The 20,145-nt window shown below is 40.1% G+C and carries 16 protein-coding genes; 6 read left to right on the top strand and 10 right to left on the bottom strand.

Annotation, left to right across the window (positions count from 1 at the left end; all coding sequences use genetic code 11):
- Positions 1–242 precede the first annotated feature (242 nt).
- Together GNE10_RS07180 and GNE10_RS07175 are read right to left on the bottom strand one after the other, a co-directional pair.
- Positions 243–1,127, bottom strand: coding sequence for a ParA family protein (locus GNE10_RS07180; RefSeq protein ID WP_099071009.1), 885 nt, complete (start codon positions 1,125–1,127; stop codon positions 243–245).
- A 312-nt stretch (positions 1,128–1,439) separates the two neighbouring features.
- Positions 1,440–2,039, bottom strand: a complete 600-nt coding sequence (locus GNE10_RS07175; protein WP_185564268.1) for a cytochrome b/b6 domain-containing protein — start codon at positions 2,037–2,039, stop codon at positions 1,440–1,442.
- Between the two features lie 900 nt (positions 2,040–2,939).
- On the opposite strand from GNE10_RS07175, the gene GNE10_RS07170 reads away from it, so the two are divergent.
- Entirely contained in the window at positions 2,940–4,940 is a 2,001-nt protein-coding gene (locus GNE10_RS07170) for an AAA-like domain-containing protein (protein WP_185564267.1), read from the top strand.
- 352 nt (positions 4,941–5,292) lie between these two features.
- Here GNE10_RS07170 and GNE10_RS07165 read toward each other — a convergent pair whose 3' ends face one another.
- Positions 5,293–6,312 (bottom strand): Npun_R2821/Npun_R2822 family protein, encoded by a 1,020-nt coding sequence (locus GNE10_RS07165; RefSeq protein WP_185564266.1) that lies wholly within the window; start codon positions 6,310–6,312, stop codon positions 5,293–5,295.
- A 270-nt stretch (positions 6,313–6,582) separates the two neighbouring features.
- Between GNE10_RS07165 and GNE10_RS07160 the strand changes: the two genes are divergently transcribed.
- Entirely contained in the window at positions 6,583–7,797 is a 1,215-nt protein-coding gene (locus GNE10_RS07160) for a glycosyltransferase family 4 protein (RefSeq protein ID WP_185564265.1), read from the top strand.
- Between the two features lie 261 nt (positions 7,798–8,058).
- Here the strand turns inward: GNE10_RS07160 and GNE10_RS07155 are convergent, their stop codons facing one another.
- From GNE10_RS07155 to GNE10_RS07145, 3 genes are all read right to left on the bottom strand, one after another.
- Positions 8,059–8,340: a hypothetical protein gene (locus GNE10_RS07155; RefSeq protein WP_099071014.1), complete on the bottom strand. Its 282-nt coding sequence runs from the start codon at positions 8,338–8,340 to the stop codon at positions 8,059–8,061.
- Positions 8,321–8,566, bottom strand: a complete 246-nt coding sequence (locus GNE10_RS07150; RefSeq protein WP_185564264.1) for a hypothetical protein — start codon at positions 8,564–8,566, stop codon at positions 8,321–8,323. Before GNE10_RS07150 ends, GNE10_RS07155 begins: the two co-directional genes overlap by 20 nt.
- A 265-nt stretch (positions 8,567–8,831) precedes the next feature.
- Positions 8,832–10,277: a deoxyribodipyrimidine photo-lyase, 8-HDF type gene (locus GNE10_RS07145; RefSeq protein ID WP_185564269.1), complete on the bottom strand. Its 1,446-nt coding sequence runs from the start codon at positions 10,275–10,277 to the stop codon at positions 8,832–8,834.
- A 379-nt stretch (positions 10,278–10,656) separates the two neighbouring features.
- On the opposite strand from GNE10_RS07145, the gene GNE10_RS07140 reads away from it, so the two are divergent.
- Complete coding sequence (locus GNE10_RS07140; protein WP_185564263.1) at positions 10,657–11,211, top strand: acireductone dioxygenase; 555 nt, start codon at positions 10,657–10,659, stop codon at positions 11,209–11,211.
- A 441-nt stretch (positions 11,212–11,652) separates the two neighbouring features.
- Here the strand turns inward: GNE10_RS07140 and GNE10_RS07135 are convergent, their stop codons facing one another.
- Positions 11,653–12,450: a hypothetical protein gene (locus GNE10_RS07135; RefSeq protein WP_185564262.1), complete on the bottom strand. Its 798-nt coding sequence runs from the start codon at positions 12,448–12,450 to the stop codon at positions 11,653–11,655.
- A 775-nt stretch (positions 12,451–13,225) separates the two neighbouring features.
- Here GNE10_RS07135 and GNE10_RS07130 point away from each other — a divergent pair.
- The 3 genes from GNE10_RS07130 (at position 13,226) to ftsH4 (ending at position 16,409) form a co-directional block, all read left to right on the top strand.
- Positions 13,226–13,669 carry a molybdopterin-binding protein gene (locus GNE10_RS07130; protein ID WP_185564261.1) on the top strand — a complete coding sequence of 148 codons (444 nt, stop codon included), beginning with the start codon at positions 13,226–13,228 and terminating at the stop codon, positions 13,667–13,669.
- Positions 13,670–14,190: 521 nt separating this feature from the next.
- Positions 14,191–14,397, top strand: coding sequence for a DUF2949 domain-containing protein (locus tag GNE10_RS07125; RefSeq protein ID WP_185564260.1), 207 nt, complete (start codon positions 14,191–14,193; stop codon positions 14,395–14,397).
- Positions 14,398–14,549: 152 nt separating this feature from the next.
- On the top strand, positions 14,550–16,409 hold the full coding sequence (ftsH4, locus tag GNE10_RS07120) for an ATP-dependent zinc metalloprotease FtsH4 (RefSeq protein WP_185564259.1): 1,860 nt from the start codon (positions 14,550–14,552) through the stop codon (positions 16,407–16,409).
- A 201-nt stretch (positions 16,410–16,610) separates the two neighbouring features.
- Here ftsH4 and GNE10_RS07115 read toward each other — a convergent pair whose 3' ends face one another.
- From GNE10_RS07115 to GNE10_RS07105, 3 genes are all read right to left on the bottom strand, one after another.
- Entirely contained in the window at positions 16,611–17,810 is a 1,200-nt protein-coding gene (locus GNE10_RS07115) for an MFS transporter (RefSeq protein ID WP_185564258.1), read from the bottom strand.
- 124 nt (positions 17,811–17,934) lie between these two features.
- On the bottom strand, positions 17,935–19,107 hold the full coding sequence (gene moeB / locus GNE10_RS07110; RefSeq protein ID WP_185564257.1) for a molybdopterin-synthase adenylyltransferase MoeB: 1,173 nt from the start codon (positions 19,105–19,107) through the stop codon (positions 17,935–17,937).
- A gap of 71 nt (positions 19,108–19,178) precedes the next feature.
- Positions 19,179–19,637, bottom strand: coding sequence for a Mov34/MPN/PAD-1 family protein (locus tag GNE10_RS07105; protein WP_185564256.1), 459 nt, complete (start codon positions 19,635–19,637; stop codon positions 19,179–19,181).
- Between the last annotated feature and the right edge of the window lie 508 nt (positions 19,638–20,145).

The raw sequence follows: 20,145 nt of genomic DNA, 5'->3' as shown, positions 1-20,145 counted from the left end.
TTCGCTCGTAATGACAGTTAAAATGGTCTTTACGGCTTGAAACCCTTACAGATAGTACTTGTGTGTACACCGTAGCCCTTTGCAAGGGGGGTAATTTGACTTGTGTGTACACCGTAGCCGATGCTTTGGGGAGGGGAGACAAAGCGTAGCTTTGGCTGTTTGGGGTTTTTCAGGTTTCATAAGTAATCAAGGGAACCTGATATGATTAGGGAATTTTGTTGTTGATGAATGATTAACTAAAACTATAATTTTTGTAACAACTCCTGAGCTAATTGAGAAAATGCTTTTGAACCAGGTGATTGAGGAGCATTTAGTACGGCTGGCATAAAACTATCAACAGCCTTAGCAACATTCACATCAACTGGTATTTGTACCTTACAAATTTTTTCAACACCAAAATCTTCCACAACACGGTGCATTACTTGTTTATAGTATCTACCAGTCAGCAGATTAGCACTAGACATACTAAAAACAATTCCTAGCATTTTTATATCTATCTTAGTTTCATTGCCGTGACTATCTTTTAATTGAGCAATTCGTCTTTCTAGTAGTTGAATACCTACTACAGACAAAGGTTCTGGTTTAGCAGGAAGTATGTAGAAATCGCTCGCGGCTAAAGCGCTGCGAGTCAAGAGATTATAACCAGGGGCACAATCGAGAAGGATAAAATCATATGCTTGCCGTACAGGTTTTAAAATGTTGTTGATCAAAACTCTTTCAAAGCGATTCCAAATACTTTCAAAGTCTTGTTCCCCCAAAGCAGTTGCTTGTTGATGCAGCATTTCTGATACAACAAATTCATCATACAAATCGATATCTCCTGGTAATAAATCTAATCCAGGAAGATTACAAACAGTGGATTGAATGATATCTTGAATTGTCAGCTTTGCTTGTGGTTCTGGATTGATAACCTCGTCTATGAGATATCTAAATGTCTTACTTTGTTTGCGACGCTTAGCAAAATCTAATGGTGACATCAGACTCAGCGTAGCGCTAATTTGGCTGTCCAAATCAAGAACAAGCACCCGCTTGCCATGATTTTTAGCCAAACAGGTAGCTAAGTTGACAGTAAGGGTGGTTTTACCAACACCACCTTTCATATTTGCAGTTGCAATTACATATCCCATTGATTTAGTCCTTTGTTAACGCATTCCCATCTAGGTAGCGTACACCCCTGTGGATCTATGAAATCTTCCATTAAATTTAATATTTTGACACACTTAAAAGTGTCTTAAGTAGAGATGGGAAGATGGGTGATACAGAGAGCAGGGAGGAGAACAATAAATTCCTATGGCGGTTTTCAATTCAATGGAATACACATTTTCAAATGGAATCATTGTACCGATGCAAGGCTTTGCGCCCCTACTGCGTGGTCTATTTACCTGAAAATTGCTGTAAGTCATCAGTCATCAGTCATCAGTCAACACCCCCTGCTTCCCTTACCAGAACATTGACTCTGTAAGTTCAGAACCCCCTGCTTTGCGTCCTAATAAATAGTGAATTACTGCAAAGAAAATAACCATTGGTACTGAAGTAAAGTGAACGATTCGTAATGCTTGCCAACTACCAAAAAAATCTACAATCCAATGAAATTGAGCAGGCTTATACATTCCTATTCCTGTAAATATTGCCAGCAGCAAAATAGGAATAATTGCTGTATATGCAATCCGATGCCAAGCATAAATGAGTCGCTGGGAATTTTGAGTTTTTTGTAATGCTTTGAGGTCGTTAGTTCCTACAAATCGATGTCGCCAACGTCGAGTTATTAAAATATAAATTCCATACCACAAAAGATTTAACGAAAATAGCCACATTGCTGCAAAATGCCAATGTCTACCTCCTGCAAGCCAACCTCCCAAGGTAAATATTAGTGGAATATGTAAGCCTGCACGTCCACCAAAAACAGGGTTGGCGTTGTATATTTGTAGTCCACTGGTGAGCATGAGAAACAAACTAATGATGTTACACCAATGAAATATTTTCGCTCCCATTGCTTGGGTAGGTAACTTTCGCGGTTTGCTAGGAATGCTTGAAGTCATAGATTTTAATTGGGAATGGGAGTAGGGAATAGACTTCTTGCATAAGTTGGGAAAAGGGAAAGGGGAAAGGGGAAAGGGGGAAAGGTTTGGTATTTTCTCTTTCCCCAATAAAGATGTATTCCTTTGACCACAAGAGTCCAAAAAGCAATTGATTGCAAGAGGTCTAATATCATGTCCGCTTGATTACTTATTAAACCCGAAAAACCCCACCCCTTAATCCCCTCCCCGCAGGCGGGGAGGGGAGACAAAGCGTAGCTTTGGCTCTTTGGGGTGCAATACTGTGGGAATCATAACTAATTATGCGGACATAATATAATGTAGTTGGTTAGGTAATAATGCGTTGACTGTTGACGGTTCACAGTTAACAGTCAACAGTCAACAGTCTTCTATGGAATATTTTTTTACTTGGAAGTCCCTTAACTAGTACATCTTTTCATATTAACTGTTGGCTGTTAACCGTCAACAGTCAAAGAACCTGATAAGTGACTGTGCAATTAATAAGTCTAATAGCTTATGTTTATGTAGATTGTAGTTTTGCAGGCTAATTTCTAGTTGTTGGGATTTTTCCATGACTTGGGTTTAGAGAGACTGGCGTTGGGCAATTTCTTTTGGGAGTTGTTCTGATATTTGGTATTGTTAAATAGCGATCGCCTCGTGTTCAGTAATATCCTTGTGCGTCCCCAGTCTCCGCATCGCCTTACCAAATTCATCCCACTCAAATACTTTGCCAAAAAAATTCTATGATCGAATCATATCAAAAATCTGAGATTCCAAAAATTATCCAAGCTTATTTGTAAGTTCTGGTAAACAGCTAGCTCTTACGCACACACCATAAGCTAAATCCACTTGCCAACAAAAATTCTGCGAGACAATTTTATGCTTAATTAGAGTCAATCAATAATGACCATAGATGAAGTAGTACTCTTATTAAAAGCCAGCCAAGCTACCGGTTTAACAACACTCCAAGAAATTATATTGCGTTCTGCCTGGGAAGGAAAAACCGACATCAATATAGCAATTGAAAACAATTATCCTGAAGAACGGGTCAGGAAAGTTGCTACTGATTTATGGCAAATTCTCAGTAATTTTTACAAAGAATCGATAAATGAATTTAATTTCCGCCACACTCTAGAAAATCATTGTCTTGGTAAAGTACATCAGCAATTAATCAGGGAATTTAACCAAGCTGCCATAGCTGTATCTTTGGAATTTCCCAGTGGCCCTGTATCCCTCAATTCCAGATTCTACATTTCTCGCCCACCCATTGAGGAACTCGCCTATGCAGAAATAGCTCAACCAGGAAGTGTTATCTGCATCAAAGCACCCAAAAAAATGGGTAAAAGCTCTTTAGTTCTCCGCTTACTTGCATGGGCTAAAAAGCAAAACTTCCACACGGTGAGTTTAGATTTCCAGCAAGCAGACAAAACAGTATTTGCCAACTTAGATAAATTTTTGCGCTGGTTTTGTGCCAATGTCAGTCGGGAATTACAGCTAGAAACAAAACTCAATGATTATTGGGATGAAGAAATGGGTAGCAAAGTCAGCTGCTCTATCTATTTCCAATATTATTTGTTGCCTGCGTTGGCAACTCCTGTGGTTTTGGTGTTGAATGAAGCTGATTGGGTGTTTGATTCTCAGGAAATTGCTGGAGAATTTTTATCATTAGTGCGTTCTTGGCACGAACAAGCTAAAGCAGTTGAAATTTGGCAAAAACTCCGCTTGATTCTGGTTTATTCTACAGAAATTCTCGTTCCCATTAAACTGACACAATCGCCATTTAATATTGGTTTGCTGATAAAATTGACTTTTTTTACTAAAGAACAAGTTCAAGATTTAGCGCAACGTCACGGTTTGGATTGGACAGATGGTAAAGACGCTGACAGTTTAATGGCAATGCTGGGAGGACATCCCTACTTAATACGATTGGCTTTATATCATCTTGTGGGTAAAGGAGGATTACAAGGCAATTTAAAACAGCTATTGCAACAAGCACCTACAGAATCAGGAATTTATCATGAGTATTTAAAGCAATATATATTAGCATTACGGGATGAACCAGATTTAGCAACCGCTTTTTATGAAGTAATTGATGCTAAAAATTATGTGAAATTAGAGCCAGCATTGGCATATAAATTACAGGGCATGGGACTAATTAATTTAGAAGGCGATCGCTGTACTCCCACATGTGAATTATATCGTTTATATTTTCGCGGGCATTTCAAACATAACGAGCGATTTCATCATAATTTTGTTGAACATTTTCACCGAGCAAATCAACCATTAGTTGTACTTTCTAATTTAGATGAACTAACTCAATTAGTAAATCGGCGTTATTTTCAAACTTCCCTACAAATTGAATGGCAAAACTCTGTTAATCAGTCTAACCCAATATCACTAATTTTATGTGATATTGATTATTTCAAAATTTATAATAAAACTTATGGCGTTCCCGCAGGAGATCGCTGTTTACGAGCAATTGCTAATACTATCTGTAATTGTGTAAAATTCTTACTAGGTACTAGTAGTTTTTCATTTTCCACAAAAATTGCTTATCCTTCGACTAATTCTTCCGCAACCTTCCCAAAAGCAGATATGAGAGATGACAACAGGGAGGTATTGGTAGCTCGTTATGGTGGTGAAGAATTTGTGATTCTCGCCAAAATAGATGTTGCTGCTGCAATGTACATCGCCGAATCTATTCGAGAGGAAGTAAAAGCTTTAGCAATTCAGTGTGAATATCCTAGCATTGGTGGTTTACCTGCTCCTGTTTTGACTGTGAGTTTAGGCGTAGCTAGTATTATTCCCGCAGTTGAAACTGAACCTGCTAATTTAGTTAATGCTGCGGAAAAAGCACTTTATCATGCTAAAAGACAAGGACGCGATCGCGTTGTTTTGGGTTAAGTTTTTAAGTACTTAGGGCTTGCTGAAAAAGTCCTTTGGTGGTGGTAGGGAATAGGGAATAGGGAATAGGGAATAGGGAACAGTTTTATCCTGATTGTTTTCCATTTTTTAGAGTCCAACAAATAAGCAATGCAAGGTTTTTAAGCCTTATAGCTTTATTTTCTTGCGCTTGAGAGCGACTGAAAAACCTAAAAAGCACACAATATAAGACTTTCAAACCTATTCAGCAGACCCTACTTACAAGTAAAAAAATATTCCATAAAAGATTGTTAACTGTTGACTGTTGAACGTTAACGGTTTACAGTCAACAGTCAACGACCTAAATCGGAACAATTTATTTTTTTGAGTTCCCTTAAGAAATCATTCTCTTAAGTTTCTTTTGTGATTTTTTCAAAAAACGATTCATTTGTGACATGACGCCAGGAACTTTTAATTCTTTTGGTTTTAGTTCTGGTTCTTTGAGAAATCGATAATATAAAAACTCATCTCTATAATCGATATTCACATCTTCTCCTTGACATAAACGAGTAAAGTCAATGGCAGAATAACTCATGTAGTGAATGCGATGAATTGGTTTTAAACCATCTTGATTATAAAGAACATTATTAATATTTACGAATCGGTCAGCATTAGCACAGTTACCTGTTCTATCTTCAGGATTTGGACTGAGGGTAAAGTTAAATATTGAGCGATCGCCGTATAAAGTTATATAAACAAATATGCCAGAACTAGACCACCAAGAACCTGGACGAATCCATTCAAATTCACGTTTTTCAATCCATCTTTGTTTAATGATATCTAAATCTTCGCCACCAAAAAGTAGCCGCTTAGAACCAAAAAAGCTATCACAATGAATTTTTGCCCGCAATTGGGTTTCTGTTTGCTGTGTTACTTTTTCAAGTACTTCTAGATTTAATTGTGTTTTCTCTCTGGGTTTAGCATGTTCCCAATCGTTAAATATTAAATCGTAATTATCCAGTTTTGCAAAAATGTCATCAATTGGTTTCATGGCTAAACTATCAGCATCATAAAACACAAATTTTTCAAATTCGCCATTAAAAGCAGCAAACTTTCGGTGTACAAAACCTTTGTACCATCCAGGACGATTGAATTTAGAATCATTTGCTCTGGGATGAGCGTCCCAAAGGTCGTTGATGAAATTATCCCAGCGATGAATTGCTTCCCAATCTTCAAAAAGTGTGACATTTTTTCTAGACTTGATTTCCTCCTTAACCATGTCTAATTGCTGGTTATAGGGAATCACGCAAACTGGAATATCTACTCCAACATTTGCCTCAATGCTGTTTAGCAAAGCAACTAATTGGTCGTATACAGTATCATTGGCGAGCGTATAAATACCAAATGATTTCATTTTGCTAAATCCTACTTAACTTATAGACTAGTTTGTTCGCTCAGTACATTGTCAGTGACACTTACATACTTACTTACACTTGACTGTAAAAACAACAGTTTAGATGAAACTATACAGTAAATTTACCATTACGGTCTATTAATGGGTAATTAGCTTTTTGTTTGCTTTAATTTATGAAAATTTTACAAATAATATATTAAGGGATACTTGTGATGACATACAAGCATGAATCAGTCATGGTGTATGTATCACATTTGATGCATTACTTGTATGAACATCTTAATGGTATCTTGCACCTTTCCTTACCCACCCACTAGGGGAGGAACTCAAGTCAGGACATTTTATTTACTTAAGTACTTAGCTACACGTCATAATGTTACCCTCGTTACTCAACGAGAACACGGCGTTACTGATGCGGAATTAGTAGGATTACGTGATTGTGTAAATCAATTAGTTGTTTTCGATCGCCCGCAAGAACCTGCGACTACAACTAAAATGTTAAAAAAGTTACAACGATTTAGTAAATTTTTATTACACGGGACACCGCCCAGCGTACTCAACCACTATTCATTGGAGATGCAAACCTGGGTTAACAACTGGGTAGAAGCAGGAAAATGTGATGTGATTACTTGCGAACACAGCGTCAATGAAATTTATGTGCAGCCACATTTTCAGAAACAAGTAAAAACTATAGTTAATGTTCATAGTTCTGTTTATGCTACCTGTCGCAAACAACTAGCGATTGGTATTTCTCAAAATACAATGAGAGACAAAATTAATCTGCCGCTTTTACGTCGTTACGAACAAAATTACTGTGCTAAATTTTCGGAAATTGTGGTGACAACCGCAGAAGATAAACTGCAAATACAAGAATTTAATCGCAATAGTAAAATTACAGTTATCCCCAATGGCGTAGATTTAGTTTCTTTTCCTTATCGTACAAGCGATCCAGGTGGGCATCATTTAATTTTTATTGGTGCAATGGATTATTTAGCAAATGTTGATGCTGTGTGCTTTTTCAGCAATGAAGTATTGCCAGAAATTCAAAAAAAATATCCAGATACAACTTTTGATATAGTCGGTTCTCACCCTGTACCAGAAGTTTTAGCACTTGCTAAAAAACCAGGAATTAATGTTACTGGGCGAGTACCTTCAATGGTAGAATATTTACACAAAGCAACCATTTGCGTTGTATCGATGCGGACTGGATTTGGTATTAAAAATAAAACCTTAGAAGCAATGGCAGCTGGTGTACCAGTAGTGGGAAGCGATCGCGGTTTAGAAGGATTAGCTGTAGACGATACTAGCGAATCATTACGTGCATTACGCGCCAATCAACCAGGGGAATACGTCAGCGCCATTAGTCAATTATTCGAGAATCCACAATTGCGATGGCAATTGTCCCAAAATGCCAGACAACTAGTAGAAACACAATTCACTTGGGATATCGCTGGCAAAAAGTATGAAGAAATTTGTCTTGGATAACTCTGAATTGTTTTAAGTTCCCAATTATTAAAACAAATGTATGTAGAGACGCTGTTATCCAACGTCTCTATAATAAATCATTGGTGATGCAAATTATCTTAATTTAAACCTGATTGGGTTTTAGTTATAGCGATTTCAATTTACGATCGCAATAAATGGAATTACCAAAAATCTGCTGAATAACTAGTTTTCTAGAAGATGCACGCCCGAACACAATCAAAAATTTCAAATCAAAATCGTATGAATTTGTCAAAAAACGATTTAATTATTTTCAAAACTAGTCACAGCCTTGAACGTAAGTAATTTTTTATGCTTACGCTTATTCTTATTCTTGAGGATAGCCAAATAATTATCAACATAGCGAAAAGCCGATGCACAATCGTAAGCAGCGATGGCTATAGCTTGCAAGAAAATCTTTGAGGGAATTTCAAACCCTAAAAATTTTTCTGTTAAAATTAACAAATCTCGATCTGTGGCAGGAAAAGTAATTTCTTGTTCCTCTTCTGAATCATTAAAGATATCTTCAATTAATGCTTTGGACATTTTGTACCTCCCCAAAAGCATAAGACGCAAAGCCAGTAATGAAATTGAGCTGTTGATCGCGAGTCCGCAAGTTATCTGGGAGTTCAGTACCAGCAAAGCCGATTTCTCGCAAAATTTCTAAACAATAAGCACCGAGTTTGGTGTATGGAGCTTGCTCTAATTCTTGAGCTACTTCCAGAGCCATCTTCAAATTGACCTGGATAACCGTCGTTACAGGGCTGGTCATAAATAAACCCTAATCAACTGGATGCTCTCAGTTTTGATCGGAAATACAAATTAAGTAACGGTGTTTTTGCGGAATTTATTAACAAGCCACATTAAAGTATCAGGGCATTTGCGGTGAAGCATCCAAAACCAAAGCCTACCATCTTTGTCAAGTCGGCTTCTCAGTGAATTATAGGATAGTATAATATCCGCTGAATTGCCGATAACAGACAATTCTACCGCTACTTTGCGAGAACGCCTCAAGGTTTTGGCGTTCGCAACTCCATTTACTGGACACTACTGGCGGTTTTTTGTTGTTGATAGCGCTGTTTAAACTGCTGTTGTTGTATTTTATGATCTACGATTGGTTCTGGATAGCCAGCAGCATGGCGTTCTAAAGGTGGAATCTTACCACTAACTAAATATTGTGTATCCATAGACCGCAATTCTCTCACCCATTGGCGAATATACTCTGCCTCTGGATCGAATTTTTGTGTTTGACTGGCTGGGTTGAAAATTCGCACAGGTTTTGGATCCATTCCACTGGAAGCACTCCATTGCCAACCACCATTATTAGCAGATAAATCACCATCAATCAGTTTCTGCATGAAATATTTTTCTCCCAGTTGGGGATTAATGAGCAAATCTTTGGTGAGAAAACTAGCTACAATCATTCGACAACGGTTGTGCATCCAGCCACTTTCATTCAGCTGGCGCATTGCAGCATCCACAATGGGGTAGCCAGTTCTTCCTTCACACCAAGCTTGGAAATGTTCTTCGTTAGTTTCCCAAGGAAAGTTCTTAAAGGTGTTGCGGAAAGCACCATCAGCCAATTCGGGGAAGTTATACATTGCGTGTTGATAAAACTCCCGCCAAGCTAGTTCCTGTTGCCATGTGCGGATAGCGGCTGTAGTTTCTTCACTGCGACTATTTTCTAGTGCTTGGGTTGTGGCTTGCCAAACAGTGCGAATGCCAATAACGCCAAATTTCAAAGCTGCACTCAGTTGCGATGTTCCGTCAACTGCGGGAAAATTGCGCTGTTCTTGGTATTGAGTAATAGCTTTAGTCGTAAATTCCTCTAGCCGTGCTTGCGCCGCCGCTTCTCCTGGTGAAAGAATCAATCCTCCATCCCAAATAAATCCTAAATCTTTTGCAGAAGGTAAGGCTCCCACTCCTGCTTGTTTTGCAATTTCCTGTTCAGTTTCCGTTAACCCCTGTGCGTTTTCCAGAGTTTCTACTGGTTCACTCTTAGATTTACTAATCCAATTTTTCCAAAAGGGAGTATAAACCGTATAAGGTTGATTACTACCCGACCGTATTTCTTCTGGGGAGTGGAGAATTTGATCCCAGTTTTGGCTAAGAAACTGAATACTTTTTTCTTTGAGGGTATTTATAATAGTGCGATCGCGTTCTTGAGAATAAGGTTCTACATCCCAATTCCAAAAAACCCCTGTCGCTGATAACGCCTGTGCTAAAGCTGGTATCTTTTCTACGGGATTACCATGAAGTATCAACAACTCGCTACCAACTTCAGCATATCGCTGTTGTAATTTCTGCAAACAGCCAATCATATAAGTTACCCTCACCGGGGCAACATCATCTCGTTCTAGAATCAGCGGATCGAGGCAAAATACACCAACAACTTTCGGACTCTGCCGCCGTGCCGCAGCCAATCCCGTATTATCAGAAATACGTAAATCACGACGATGCCAAAACAGAATTAAGTCAGACATTCCATAATCAAGATAGTTCACCCGTACTAGCTTAGATGTTAATGGCACCAAAGAGCATCATTCTGTTGATAAATTTATTTTGTGAATTGGGCATTGGGCATTGGGCATTGGGCATTGGGAAGAAACTCCAGTGGCGGGGGGCAGGGGGAAAAAAACTCTTCTCCCCTGCTCCCTGCTCCCTGCTCCCTGCTTCCCTACCTCCCCATCTCCTCATCTCCCCATACTTCTCTGCGAGAGGCTGCGCCAACTGCTCCGCTCAGTACAAGTCTCCTCATCTCCCCATACCCCCTTCCCATTCCCCGGTTTGTCAATCGGCAATGGTGGTTTTTTAATAAACAATTGAGTATACTTTTGTTAATAGTTAATTAGTTTTTCGATTATGGCGAACCTCCTACTTGATGAAGGCACAATTGAGAGCGATTTAAGTGAAATAGTTCGTGAACTTGCCCCTCTTGGTGTTGAACTCAGACACTATGACCCAGGAACATCGCTCCTTTTTCCCGATCTGCTAGACCAGGAGGTTTTAACAGAGTCTGAAAAATTTTATATTATAGAACTCCATAACAGTGTCTTTGAATTTATCCAGCAAGAAAATGGCACTGTGTGGTCTGACTTACTAAATATTCATCCAGGTTCGCCGAGTCTTCACCAGTCCATCGCAACATACGGTCGTTACCACACTCACACCACTGTTGAACCCATCTACGTGTTAGCAGGAGAAGCGATTTATGGCTTTGTGCGACCCGATGGTAGTCAAGTACAGCTTTTAATTCAGGCACAAGATTATCTCTACATACCCGCAGGTGTTGAGCATTGGTGCAGTCCAAGTGCATTATTGAATTTTAAAGCAGTACGCTATTTTGCAAATGCAGAAGGATGGGTTCCTAAGTATACAGGTACTCAAATGACTGATTACCTCAATAAACCGCGTTAAAAATCATTTATCTTGTAAATATTTGTAGTTTTTATTACTTAATGGTTGCATTCTCACCTCAAAGCCAGAAATAGATATGCCCGTAAATATTTAAGGGATAGGGGCGGGTTTACCAAAATTATTTGTGGGAAGATGTAAATCTTCTGTGAACCCGCTCCTACAGCAGCAAAAAGTGAAGCACTATTAGATTTCTCCACAGCAGCAGATTTAATGATCTGGTTGCACAACCAACAATAGGGAACTCCAAAAAATAAATTATTCCACTTCAAGTTCTTGACTGTTAACAGTCAACCGTCAACAATCTATGGAATATTTTTTGACTTGGAAGTCCCATAAACCTTATACCAATTTGAAAAATGATTGCGACAGATGTATAGCCAAAAGCAATTACTACTAACTGTTTCACAATCCAAAATCTAAAATCCAAAATCCAAAATGGTATTACTCAACTTCTTCGCAGCGAATTAACAGCATTTCCATTGCCTCTGCTAAAGAAATCAACTCTGTCCAAGAGGAACCAGTAACTAAATTTTGGGCATGAGCTAGTCGGTTTCGCAACTGTTCAGCAGACTTGAGGAAACGTTCGCCAAATCGCTTGGATTTGAGTTCCAAGTGTTCGAGAAGTTCTGGTTGATTTAAAACCAACTCTCGCTTATCGCAGAATTGCAGATAATCTAACAAATCGGTAGCTTCGTTTCTTTCCTGGCTTTCTCGCCACAGCCGTTGAGCAATTTCTAAGCGTTCTTTTTTCAGGACTGCTTGCCAAGAATCTTGAGGATAGTAAAGCCGCACCAACCGCAAAAGATTCATTTCTAGTAGTGTTACCAAGCCAAACAATAGCATTCGTGCGGGTGCTTTTTGCAAGTCGCCACAGGTAACAATTCCACTCACTTGATTGCAGTCGAGAACAAATAATCGGGGAGTTTGTTGCAAAATGGGTAGTAACTTCATCAGTGGGGTGGAAATGGCAATTAATTCTTTGGGATGAAATACCCGTTCATAGTCGCCACATTTACTAGATTTCCCTTGAATCAAACTAGAACGTTCTAGATAACCAGTAATAGTATGGCTCCTCTCAACACCGATGACATCAAAATTTTGTGCCTCCATCCAATGCAGCACTTCTATCACCTCTGCATCAGCTGGCATGGCTTTGAGGGGTTCTGCAACGTATTCAATGGTGATATTGTTTTCAAACAAACTTCGCAGGTCTTGAGAACGGGATTTTAGGTGTTTCATCACCTTTTTGTCAACTCACATAAAATAATCCTATGGTACTCGTGCATGGGCGTAGCCTGTCGTAGACATTGCTTGCCGAGTTTTTTGCTACATTAACTCTGCAACTGCTAAAAAGCTACTAAAAGAGAAGATATCAAGCTTTAAAATAGGGATGGGATTCAATACTGCTTGGGTTTTGGATTTTAAACTGGAATTTGGTTTGGGGAAAAGGTGAGCCAGCGCGGTCTTGGGGGTTTCCCCCATGAGCGACTGGCGAACCCCGAAGGGGTTAAAGGGTAAGGGTTAAAGGTTTTTTCTTTCCCTTTTCCCCTTTCCCTTTCCCCCAAAACCCGACAAGTATTGGGATGGGATTTCACGTTGATAGTTGAAAGTTGACGGTTAACAGTTGACAGCCTTTGACGTTGACATTGACTAAGACGCAGGACAACCATTAAGCATCATTTTTTACCATTTTTGTTGGTATATGTGTAATGATGGTTATCCATTATCAAGTAACAAATTATTTTGCACGTACAGAAAATAAATATCTATGTAGTTAAATGTATGAGATTAATGGATCGATTTTCCTGAAAAATGGATAAACTACTCCAAAAAAAATGTTATTACTCAAACGATACCCATAGCAATCCTATTTCAGTTGTGAACAATATCGGTGTTGACTGTCAAGGGTTAACAGTGAACAACCCTAACATGTAATATTTCACAAATTATTTGGAATTGCTATAGAATTAATCCTTGGTAGAATCGTAACAAGAGAATCAAAATTAATAATATTATGCCAAGAAAAGAACAAGGATGGGTCACATTTCAAACCTCTGAAGAAGAGCGGAAGATTCTAGAAGAATTCTGCGAACAGTCCCAACGTACTAAGACTGAAATTTTGCGGGAACTCGTGCGTAGTCTTAATCAGCACTCTTCAGCACCAATATCACTAACAGGTAAGCCGGAAGAAGAAGAAGAAATCTACACCCAAAAGCCTGAGTTAGAAAGTAACATTCCCAAAAAATCATTAAAAGTTAGTTCTCGCAATATTCTTAAAGGTGTCGTCAAACGAGTAGTTTATGGAGCAGTTAATAGTGAAGTAACTATCGAAATTATCCACAAAGTAGAATTAACCTCGATTATTACTAGAGCTTCTGCTGAAGAATTGGAACTAGCTGTAGGAAAAGAAGCTTATGCAGTTATTAAGTCTAATGATATAGTTATTGCCAGAGAATAAAAAATGGTGATTCAGAGGATAATAATGTTAGTAAGATAAATTTTACTGACTAACATTTTTAATGCTGAATATCTTTAAGATAAATTAAATTGAGTATTTTATAGCGATGCGATCGCAGATATCAAAAATGACACTCTAACGCACAGCGTCAGGGTGTTCTCTGGTGTGTGCCTCCTCTAAGTACGGTAAACCGTATTTACTTTTAGTTCCCAAAGATTAATTTAATTGTTAAGTTTAGTTACATAGATTAAAAATCTCAGCCAAGCTTGCTGAAAGGGAGAATTAATTGCTCTTGAGGACGAAAACAACATGAACGACTTGGCGTCAGGTTCGTTCGTCTTAAACATTGCCTCAATTACGCAGATACTTCATAGCAGACTGGATTTATCTCAGACAACAGCGGTCAAAACTTTGATGGATTTTGGCAAACTGCTTTGCATGTAAGTATTTTTAACCTGTGTTTTGTCAAGTCTCTTAAATTCCATCAAAAATAAATTTATTTAATATTTCTTAAGATTGCGATGAAAGCCACAAACCAATTAGTGAATTTTTTAGAAAAAGAATTGGCTATTTCTGGAAACGCAATTTCCTTAGCCTTACGACATTGCCAACAAACTCCCAACTTCCTAGCAATAACCCTGTGGCAATACGGATTTATAAACCTAGACCAGTTAGCCCAAATTTTTGATTGGCTAGAAGAGGCTGGGACTGGAAACTGGGGGAGATGAGGAGATGGGGAGGTAGGGAAGCAGGGAGCAGGGAGCAGGGAGCAGGGGAGAAGAGTTTTTTTCCCCCTGCTCCCCGCCACTGGAGTTTCTTCCCAATGCCCAATGCCCAATGCCCAATGACAAATGACAAATGACTAAAAAGGATAACACCCATGACAATTAAAGAACAGCCAAAGTTACCACGGTCTAGAATTATTGCCAATGTATTGCTAGTAGTATCAGGGTTATTCCTGCTTTTAAATTTCTTTTTGCCTGGTTTGTTCGCTTCTCGTCCTCCTGGCGTTCCCTACAGCTTATTTATTCATCAGGTACAAGAAGGGGAAGTCAGCCGCGCTTCTGTGGGTCAAAACCAAATTCTCTATGAATTAAAAACAGAGAATAGCGAACCAGGGCAGGTGTTTGCAACTACACCAATTTTTGATTTGGAATTGCCCAAACTCCTAGAACAAAAAGGAGTTGAATTTGCTGCTGCACCTGCACCGAAGAATACTTGGTTTACAACTCTTTTGGGTTGGGTGATTCCACCACTGATTTTTATTGGCATCTGGCAATTCTTTATTTCCCGTGGTGCTGGTGGTTCTCAAGGGGTTCTTTCTATCGGCAAGAGTAAAGCTAAGGTTTATGTTGAAGGTGAATCTGCTAAAATTACCTTCCAAGATGTGGCTGGGGTAGAAGAAGCGAAAACTGAGTTAGTGGAAATTGTAGATTTTCTCAAGACTCCGGCACGTTTTACGCAAATTGGTGCGAGGATTCCCAAAGGTGTGTTGTTGGTTGGCCCTCCTGGTACTGGTAAGACACTTTTAGCCAAAGCTGTGGCAGGGGAAGCAGGAGTTCCATTCTTCAGTATCTCTGGTTCCGAGTTTGTGGAACTATTTGTAGGTGTGGGTTCTTCCAGGGTGCGAGATTTATTTGAGCAGGCAAAGAAACAAGCTCCGTGTATTGTATTTATTGATGAATTGGATGCTATTGGTAAATCTCGTAGCAGTAACGGCTTCTACGGCGGTAACGATGAACGCGAACAAACCCTGAATCAGTTACTAACTGAGATGGATGGGTTTGCGGCTGGGGATGCAACTGTAATTGTGCTGGCAGCTACCAACCGTCCCGAAAGCCTCGATCCTGCATTGCTGCGTCCTGGTCGCTTTGACCGTCAAGTGTTGGTTGACCGTCCTGATTTATCTGGTCGGGAAGCAATTCTCAAAATTCACGCTCAAAAGGTAAAATTAGGAGATGATGTAGATTTAAAAGCGATCGCCACTCGGACTCCTGGTTTTGCTGGTGCAGATTTGGCAAACTTGGTGAACGAAGCTGCATTATTAGCAGCCCGCAATCAACGCCCAACCGTTGCCCAAGAAGACTTTGCGGAAGCAATTGAGCGGGTAGTCGCTGGTTTAGAAAAGAAAAGTCGTGTATTGAGCGATACCGAGAAAAAGATTGTTGCTTACCATGAAGTCGGTCACGCAATGGTCGGGGCACTAACCACAGGAAACGGTCGTGTAGAAAAGATTTCCATTATCCCCCGTGGTATGGCTGCCTTAGGCTACACCTTGCAATTACCCACCGAAGACCGCTTTTTGATGAACGAAGTAGAATTGCGCGGTCAAATTGCCACTCTGTTGGGAGGACGTTCCGCCGAAGAGATTGTATTTGGCAACATTACCACAGGTGCATCCAACGATTTGCAACGAGCAACAGACTTGGCAGAACGGATGGTAACCACCTATGGTATGAGTAAAGTCTTAGGGCCACTCGCTTACCAACAGGGACAACAAGCAGTGTTCTTGGGGAATGGTGCGCCTAATCCCCGGCGGATGGTGAGTGAAGACACAGCCAAAGCCATTGATAGCGAAGTCAAGGAAATCGTGGAAACTGCCCACGAACAAGCCCTAGAGATTCTCAAACAGAATCGAGACTTGCTAGAAGAAATTGCCACTCAACTTTTGGAAACAGAAGTTATTGAGGGAGAAAAACTGCAAAATCTGTTGAGTCAAGTTAAATCTGTAGGTGATTAGGGACTGGCGACTAGGAGAGAGGTAGAAAACTTGCAACCAGTCTTTCCCCTTGTCCCCCATTCTCTTCCTCAATAGATATCTCCAAAAATTAATTCTGCGTTACCTGAAATCCTTGTAGAGACGTAGCAATGCTACGTCTCTACATTCATTTCCACCAGATGACTAATCCCTAATCCCCAGTTTCCAATTCCCATCTCTGCATTAAATCTCTGCGCTAGTTGGGGCTTGAGAAATGCCACTCACTACAATGCAAACACCAGCTAGGAAAAATGCCATTGCACCTGCAACTGCACCTAGAAAAGGGGTTATGGTTTGCGGTTGGGGAAATACAGCGCCAAACAAACTCATGGCCGCAGCAAATCCACCAAAATATGTACCAATTCCCAATCCCGCCCATCTTTGGGGTACTAGTGCTAAAGCAAAAGGAATTACCCCGTTAACAATTAAACTAAAACCAGCAATCACGAGGAGAATTATGGGAATTTGTACGCCGATAAATGCCATCATGAGTAACGCTGGAATAGTTGCACAAATGCCACAAAGCATTGCTTGACGATTGCCAATTTTAACAGCGAACATGCCCGCAGGTATGCTGGCAACGGCGATCGCTATTCCAATCCCCACCATTTGCATATCGATATTATCAGTGTTTAATTGGGCTTTGAGGACTTTGCCCAAAACATCCATCAAAAATCGAATACCCCACGCTACACCAAAACCAGTCCCTAAAATCAAAGCTAATTTTTGTAAGGGAAATTCTATTATCTGTGCATTGTGTCTATCTACCGGCGTTTCTGGCGGATTAACAAACCGCAACGCAGCCACAGCACCCAACAATACAAAAGAACCAATTGCAAAGGTTAAAACTGGCCCTAAATTCAGAATATATTTGTTGGCGATGGGTCTAAAAGCGCCAATCAATCCTCCTGCCAAACTGACAATACTGGCTGCCAATGGTAACTCGGCTGGTGTAGAATACATTCCCAACAGGCATATAGCTGGAGAGCGAAATATTGTCATTGCTAATGCCCAGGCTACTAAAGTGATTGGCAGTAGCGATCGCAGTATCATAGTAGGCGGGATTAAGCTAACAAAACATGGTATAGCAATAAACAAAGCTGATGCCAGAATTACACCTACCGAGATAAAGGGAAATCGAGTCCCTACCCAACGTCTAGTTTGGTCTGAAAATCCCCCCATCAATGGTTCCAACACTGCACCCAAGGCATTTTCTACCACCAATAAACCAATAGCAAATGAAGCAGGAAAACCAAACTGGGTCAAAAGTTGGGGCAAGTAAGTATTGTAAATTAACCAACTCAAGGTAATTGCCCCCTGCACCGCAGCTAATACCCAAACTTGCACCCATAAAATATTAAAAGAAGATTTTGAGGTAGTCATAAGAAGACGCGGGGACGCGGGGAATGGGAGACGCGGGGAACCCAAGAAAGGGAAACGGAAAATAAGGGATGTGGTAAAGTTTTTACTCTCCGCGTCCCCGCGTCCCCGTGTCCCCGCGTCCTATTTAATACTCCGGAACTGAGGGATCGATTTCCCGACTCCAAGCGGTAATTCCGCCTTTAACATTTGTGCCAACAATTCCGGCTTCTTTGAGAATAGCCAGGGCTTTTGCCGATCGCCCGCCCATCTTACAATGAGCTATCAAATGGTGACCGTTTAATATTTCTTTGACTTTGGCAACGCCATCACCGTTTTCTATTTCTGGTAAGGGTACTAAAACTGAACCAGGAATCTTTGCAATCTCGTATTCATTGGGGTTACGGACATCTAGTAGTACAAAATCCTTCGCACCACTATCTAGCAATTCCTTCAAATCCTTAACGGTCATTTCTTGAATTTCCATCTGCTGTTTGGCCTCCTCTGCCTTAGCTTGTGGAATTCCACAGAATTGTTCGTAGTCTATCAGTTTTTCAATCACTGGGCGAATGGGATTAGGACGCAGTTTCAACTCCCGGAATTTCATGTCTAAGGCGTTGTATAGCAGTAAGCGCCCACTCAAGGTGTTACCTTGTCTCATAATAATTTTGACAGTTTCCGTTGCTTGGATAACACCAATAATTCCCGGCAAAATTCCCAACACGCCACCTTCTGCACAAGAGGGAACCATTCCTGGTGGTGGTGGTTCTGGGTAAAGGTCACGATAATTCGGGCCGCCTTCGTAATTAAATACAGTGGCTTGTCCTTCAAAGCGGAAAATGGAACCGTAGACGTTGGGTTTATTTAACAGTACGCAAGCATCGTTAACTAGATATCTTGTAGGGAAGTTATCTGTGCCATCCACTACGATATCGTAAGGCTGGAAAATTTCCAGGGCATTTTCGGAACTCAGGCGAGTTTCGTAGAGATCCACCTGACAATAGGGGTTAATCTCGTGAATACGGTCTTTCGCTGATTCAATCTTGGGTTTACCCACCCAGGAAGTACCGTGGATGACTTGACGTTGTAAATTGGAAGTATCAACAACATCGAAATCCACAATACCTATGCGTCCAATACCTGCGGCGGCTAGGTATAAAAGTAGTGGCGAACCTAGTCCACCCGTACCTATACATAGTACGCTAGCGGCTTTGAGGCGCTTTTGTCCTTCCAAACCCACTTCCGGCAAAATCAAGTGTCGGGAGTAGCGTTCGTAATCGTCTTTGGTCAACTGGATTTCATCCAGATTCGGATTTAACATAGCAGTTGTCTTGTGCAAGAGCGGGAATATTAATCCTATCGAAAAATGATATCTGTATCGAAATTAAGCCGTTAAATTATATTTTCAATGGTCTGTGCTTGGAACTGATGATTATCATCTAAGCTCCAGCTTCGCAGTTCTACGGCTTTACCGTTTTGGACGGAAACTATTATATACGAGTATCCTTGCCAAGCGTACAAGCGATCGCATTCCGAAGGTATGGCAGGGTTATCTGGGTGGGAGTGAAAAATGCCGATAATACTCAAAGAGCGATCGCGTGCTTGTTTTTGTGCTTGTAACATTACTAATGGTGCGATCGTATATTGCCGTTTTTTACTTTCCACTGTGCGTTCGCCTGAAAATTCAGCACTCGCCTCTGTATTCCAGGCATTTTCTGTTGGCATTACTTCTACTGTGATTTTGCCTTCATTAGTCAGATGACCTAAAATTATACCACAGCATTCTTCTGGGTAGATGTTTTCAGCATGGGTGCGAATAATTTGCAAGTGTTGTTCGCTAAATTTAATCATATATGCATTTGTAATTTTATTTACCCCAAGCGGTTTTGATTTGGGCACAAGATAATGCTACGGACTGATTTTATTTTTATGATAGTAAAATTTTATTCAGTCTTGGCGATTAGAAATCGCGGCTACACAGACAAAACCCGCCTACGCGGGTTATTCAATGAAGTCCACGTAGGTGGACTTTGTTTGTGTAGTAGCGAATTTTATTCGCCCAATGGGTTCTAAATTTCTCATGAATGATTCAGGATTGCTATATATCAAGAAAAATATACTCGCCTATTTTCTATTCCCTATTGCCCGATCCCAAGGATAATTATTGATGCCGACTTACTTATTTTTCAAACAGCAATTCCTAAGCAAAATATTTTTATCCATCCTTTGGGCATCTGCTTAATACTCTCAGAAAATTATTTTCTTGTCAAAATCAAAAATACTATATTCAGGAATTATGTACATATTTAAAAACGTGTATTACTAAAAGCTACAGAAAGTTTACAAAAATATTTACTAA

This window comes from Nostoc sp. 2RC, from assembly GCF_014222165.1.
Classification (GTDB): Bacteria; Cyanobacteriota; Cyanobacteriia; order Cyanobacteriales; family Nostocaceae; genus Nostoc; species Nostoc linckia.
Note: the sequence above shows the minus strand (reverse complement) of the source record. Positions and strands in the feature narration are given on the sequence as shown.

Coding starts and splice junctions, on each gene's coding strand:
- GNE10_RS07165 (WP_185564266.1), bottom strand. CDS start 6,312: ATGAAATCATTTGGTATTTATACGCTCGCCAATGATACTGTATACGAC.
- GNE10_RS07140 (WP_185564263.1), top strand. CDS start 10,657: ATGGCGAACCTCCTACTTGATGAAGGCACAATTGAGAGCGATTTAAGT.
- GNE10_RS07180 (WP_099071009.1), bottom strand. CDS start 1,127: ATGGGATATGTAATTGCAACTGCAAATATGAAAGGTGGTGTTGGTAAA.
- GNE10_RS07145 (WP_185564269.1), bottom strand. CDS start 10,277: ATGTCTGACTTAATTCTGTTTTGGCATCGTCGTGATTTACGTATTTCT.
- GNE10_RS07150 (WP_185564264.1), bottom strand. CDS start 8,566: ATGACCAGCCCTGTAACGACGGTTATCCAGGTCAATTTGAAGATGGCT.
- GNE10_RS07170 (WP_185564267.1), top strand. CDS start 2,940: ATGACCATAGATGAAGTAGTACTCTTATTAAAAGCCAGCCAAGCTACC.
- GNE10_RS07105 (WP_185564256.1), bottom strand. CDS start 19,637: ATGATTAAATTTAGCGAACAACACTTGCAAATTATTCGCACCCATGCT.
- GNE10_RS07125 (WP_185564260.1), top strand. CDS start 14,191: ATGAAAGCCACAAACCAATTAGTGAATTTTTTAGAAAAAGAATTGGCT.
- ftsH4 (WP_185564259.1), top strand. CDS start 14,550: ATGACAATTAAAGAACAGCCAAAGTTACCACGGTCTAGAATTATTGCC.
- GNE10_RS07135 (WP_185564262.1), bottom strand. CDS start 12,450: ATGAAACACCTAAAATCCCGTTCTCAAGACCTGCGAAGTTTGTTTGAA.
- GNE10_RS07155 (WP_099071014.1), bottom strand. CDS start 8,340: ATGTCCAAAGCATTAATTGAAGATATCTTTAATGATTCAGAAGAGGAA.
- GNE10_RS07115 (WP_185564258.1), bottom strand. CDS start 17,810: ATGACTACCTCAAAATCTTCTTTTAATATTTTATGGGTGCAAGTTTGG.
- moeB (WP_185564257.1), bottom strand. CDS start 19,107: ATGTTAAATCCGAATCTGGATGAAATCCAGTTGACCAAAGACGATTAC.
- GNE10_RS07160 (WP_185564265.1), top strand. CDS start 6,583: ATGAACATCTTAATGGTATCTTGCACCTTTCCTTACCCACCCACTAGG.
- GNE10_RS07130 (WP_185564261.1), top strand. CDS start 13,226: ATGCCAAGAAAAGAACAAGGATGGGTCACATTTCAAACCTCTGAAGAA.
- GNE10_RS07175 (WP_185564268.1), bottom strand. CDS start 2,039: ATGACTTCAAGCATTCCTAGCAAACCGCGAAAGTTACCTACCCAAGCA.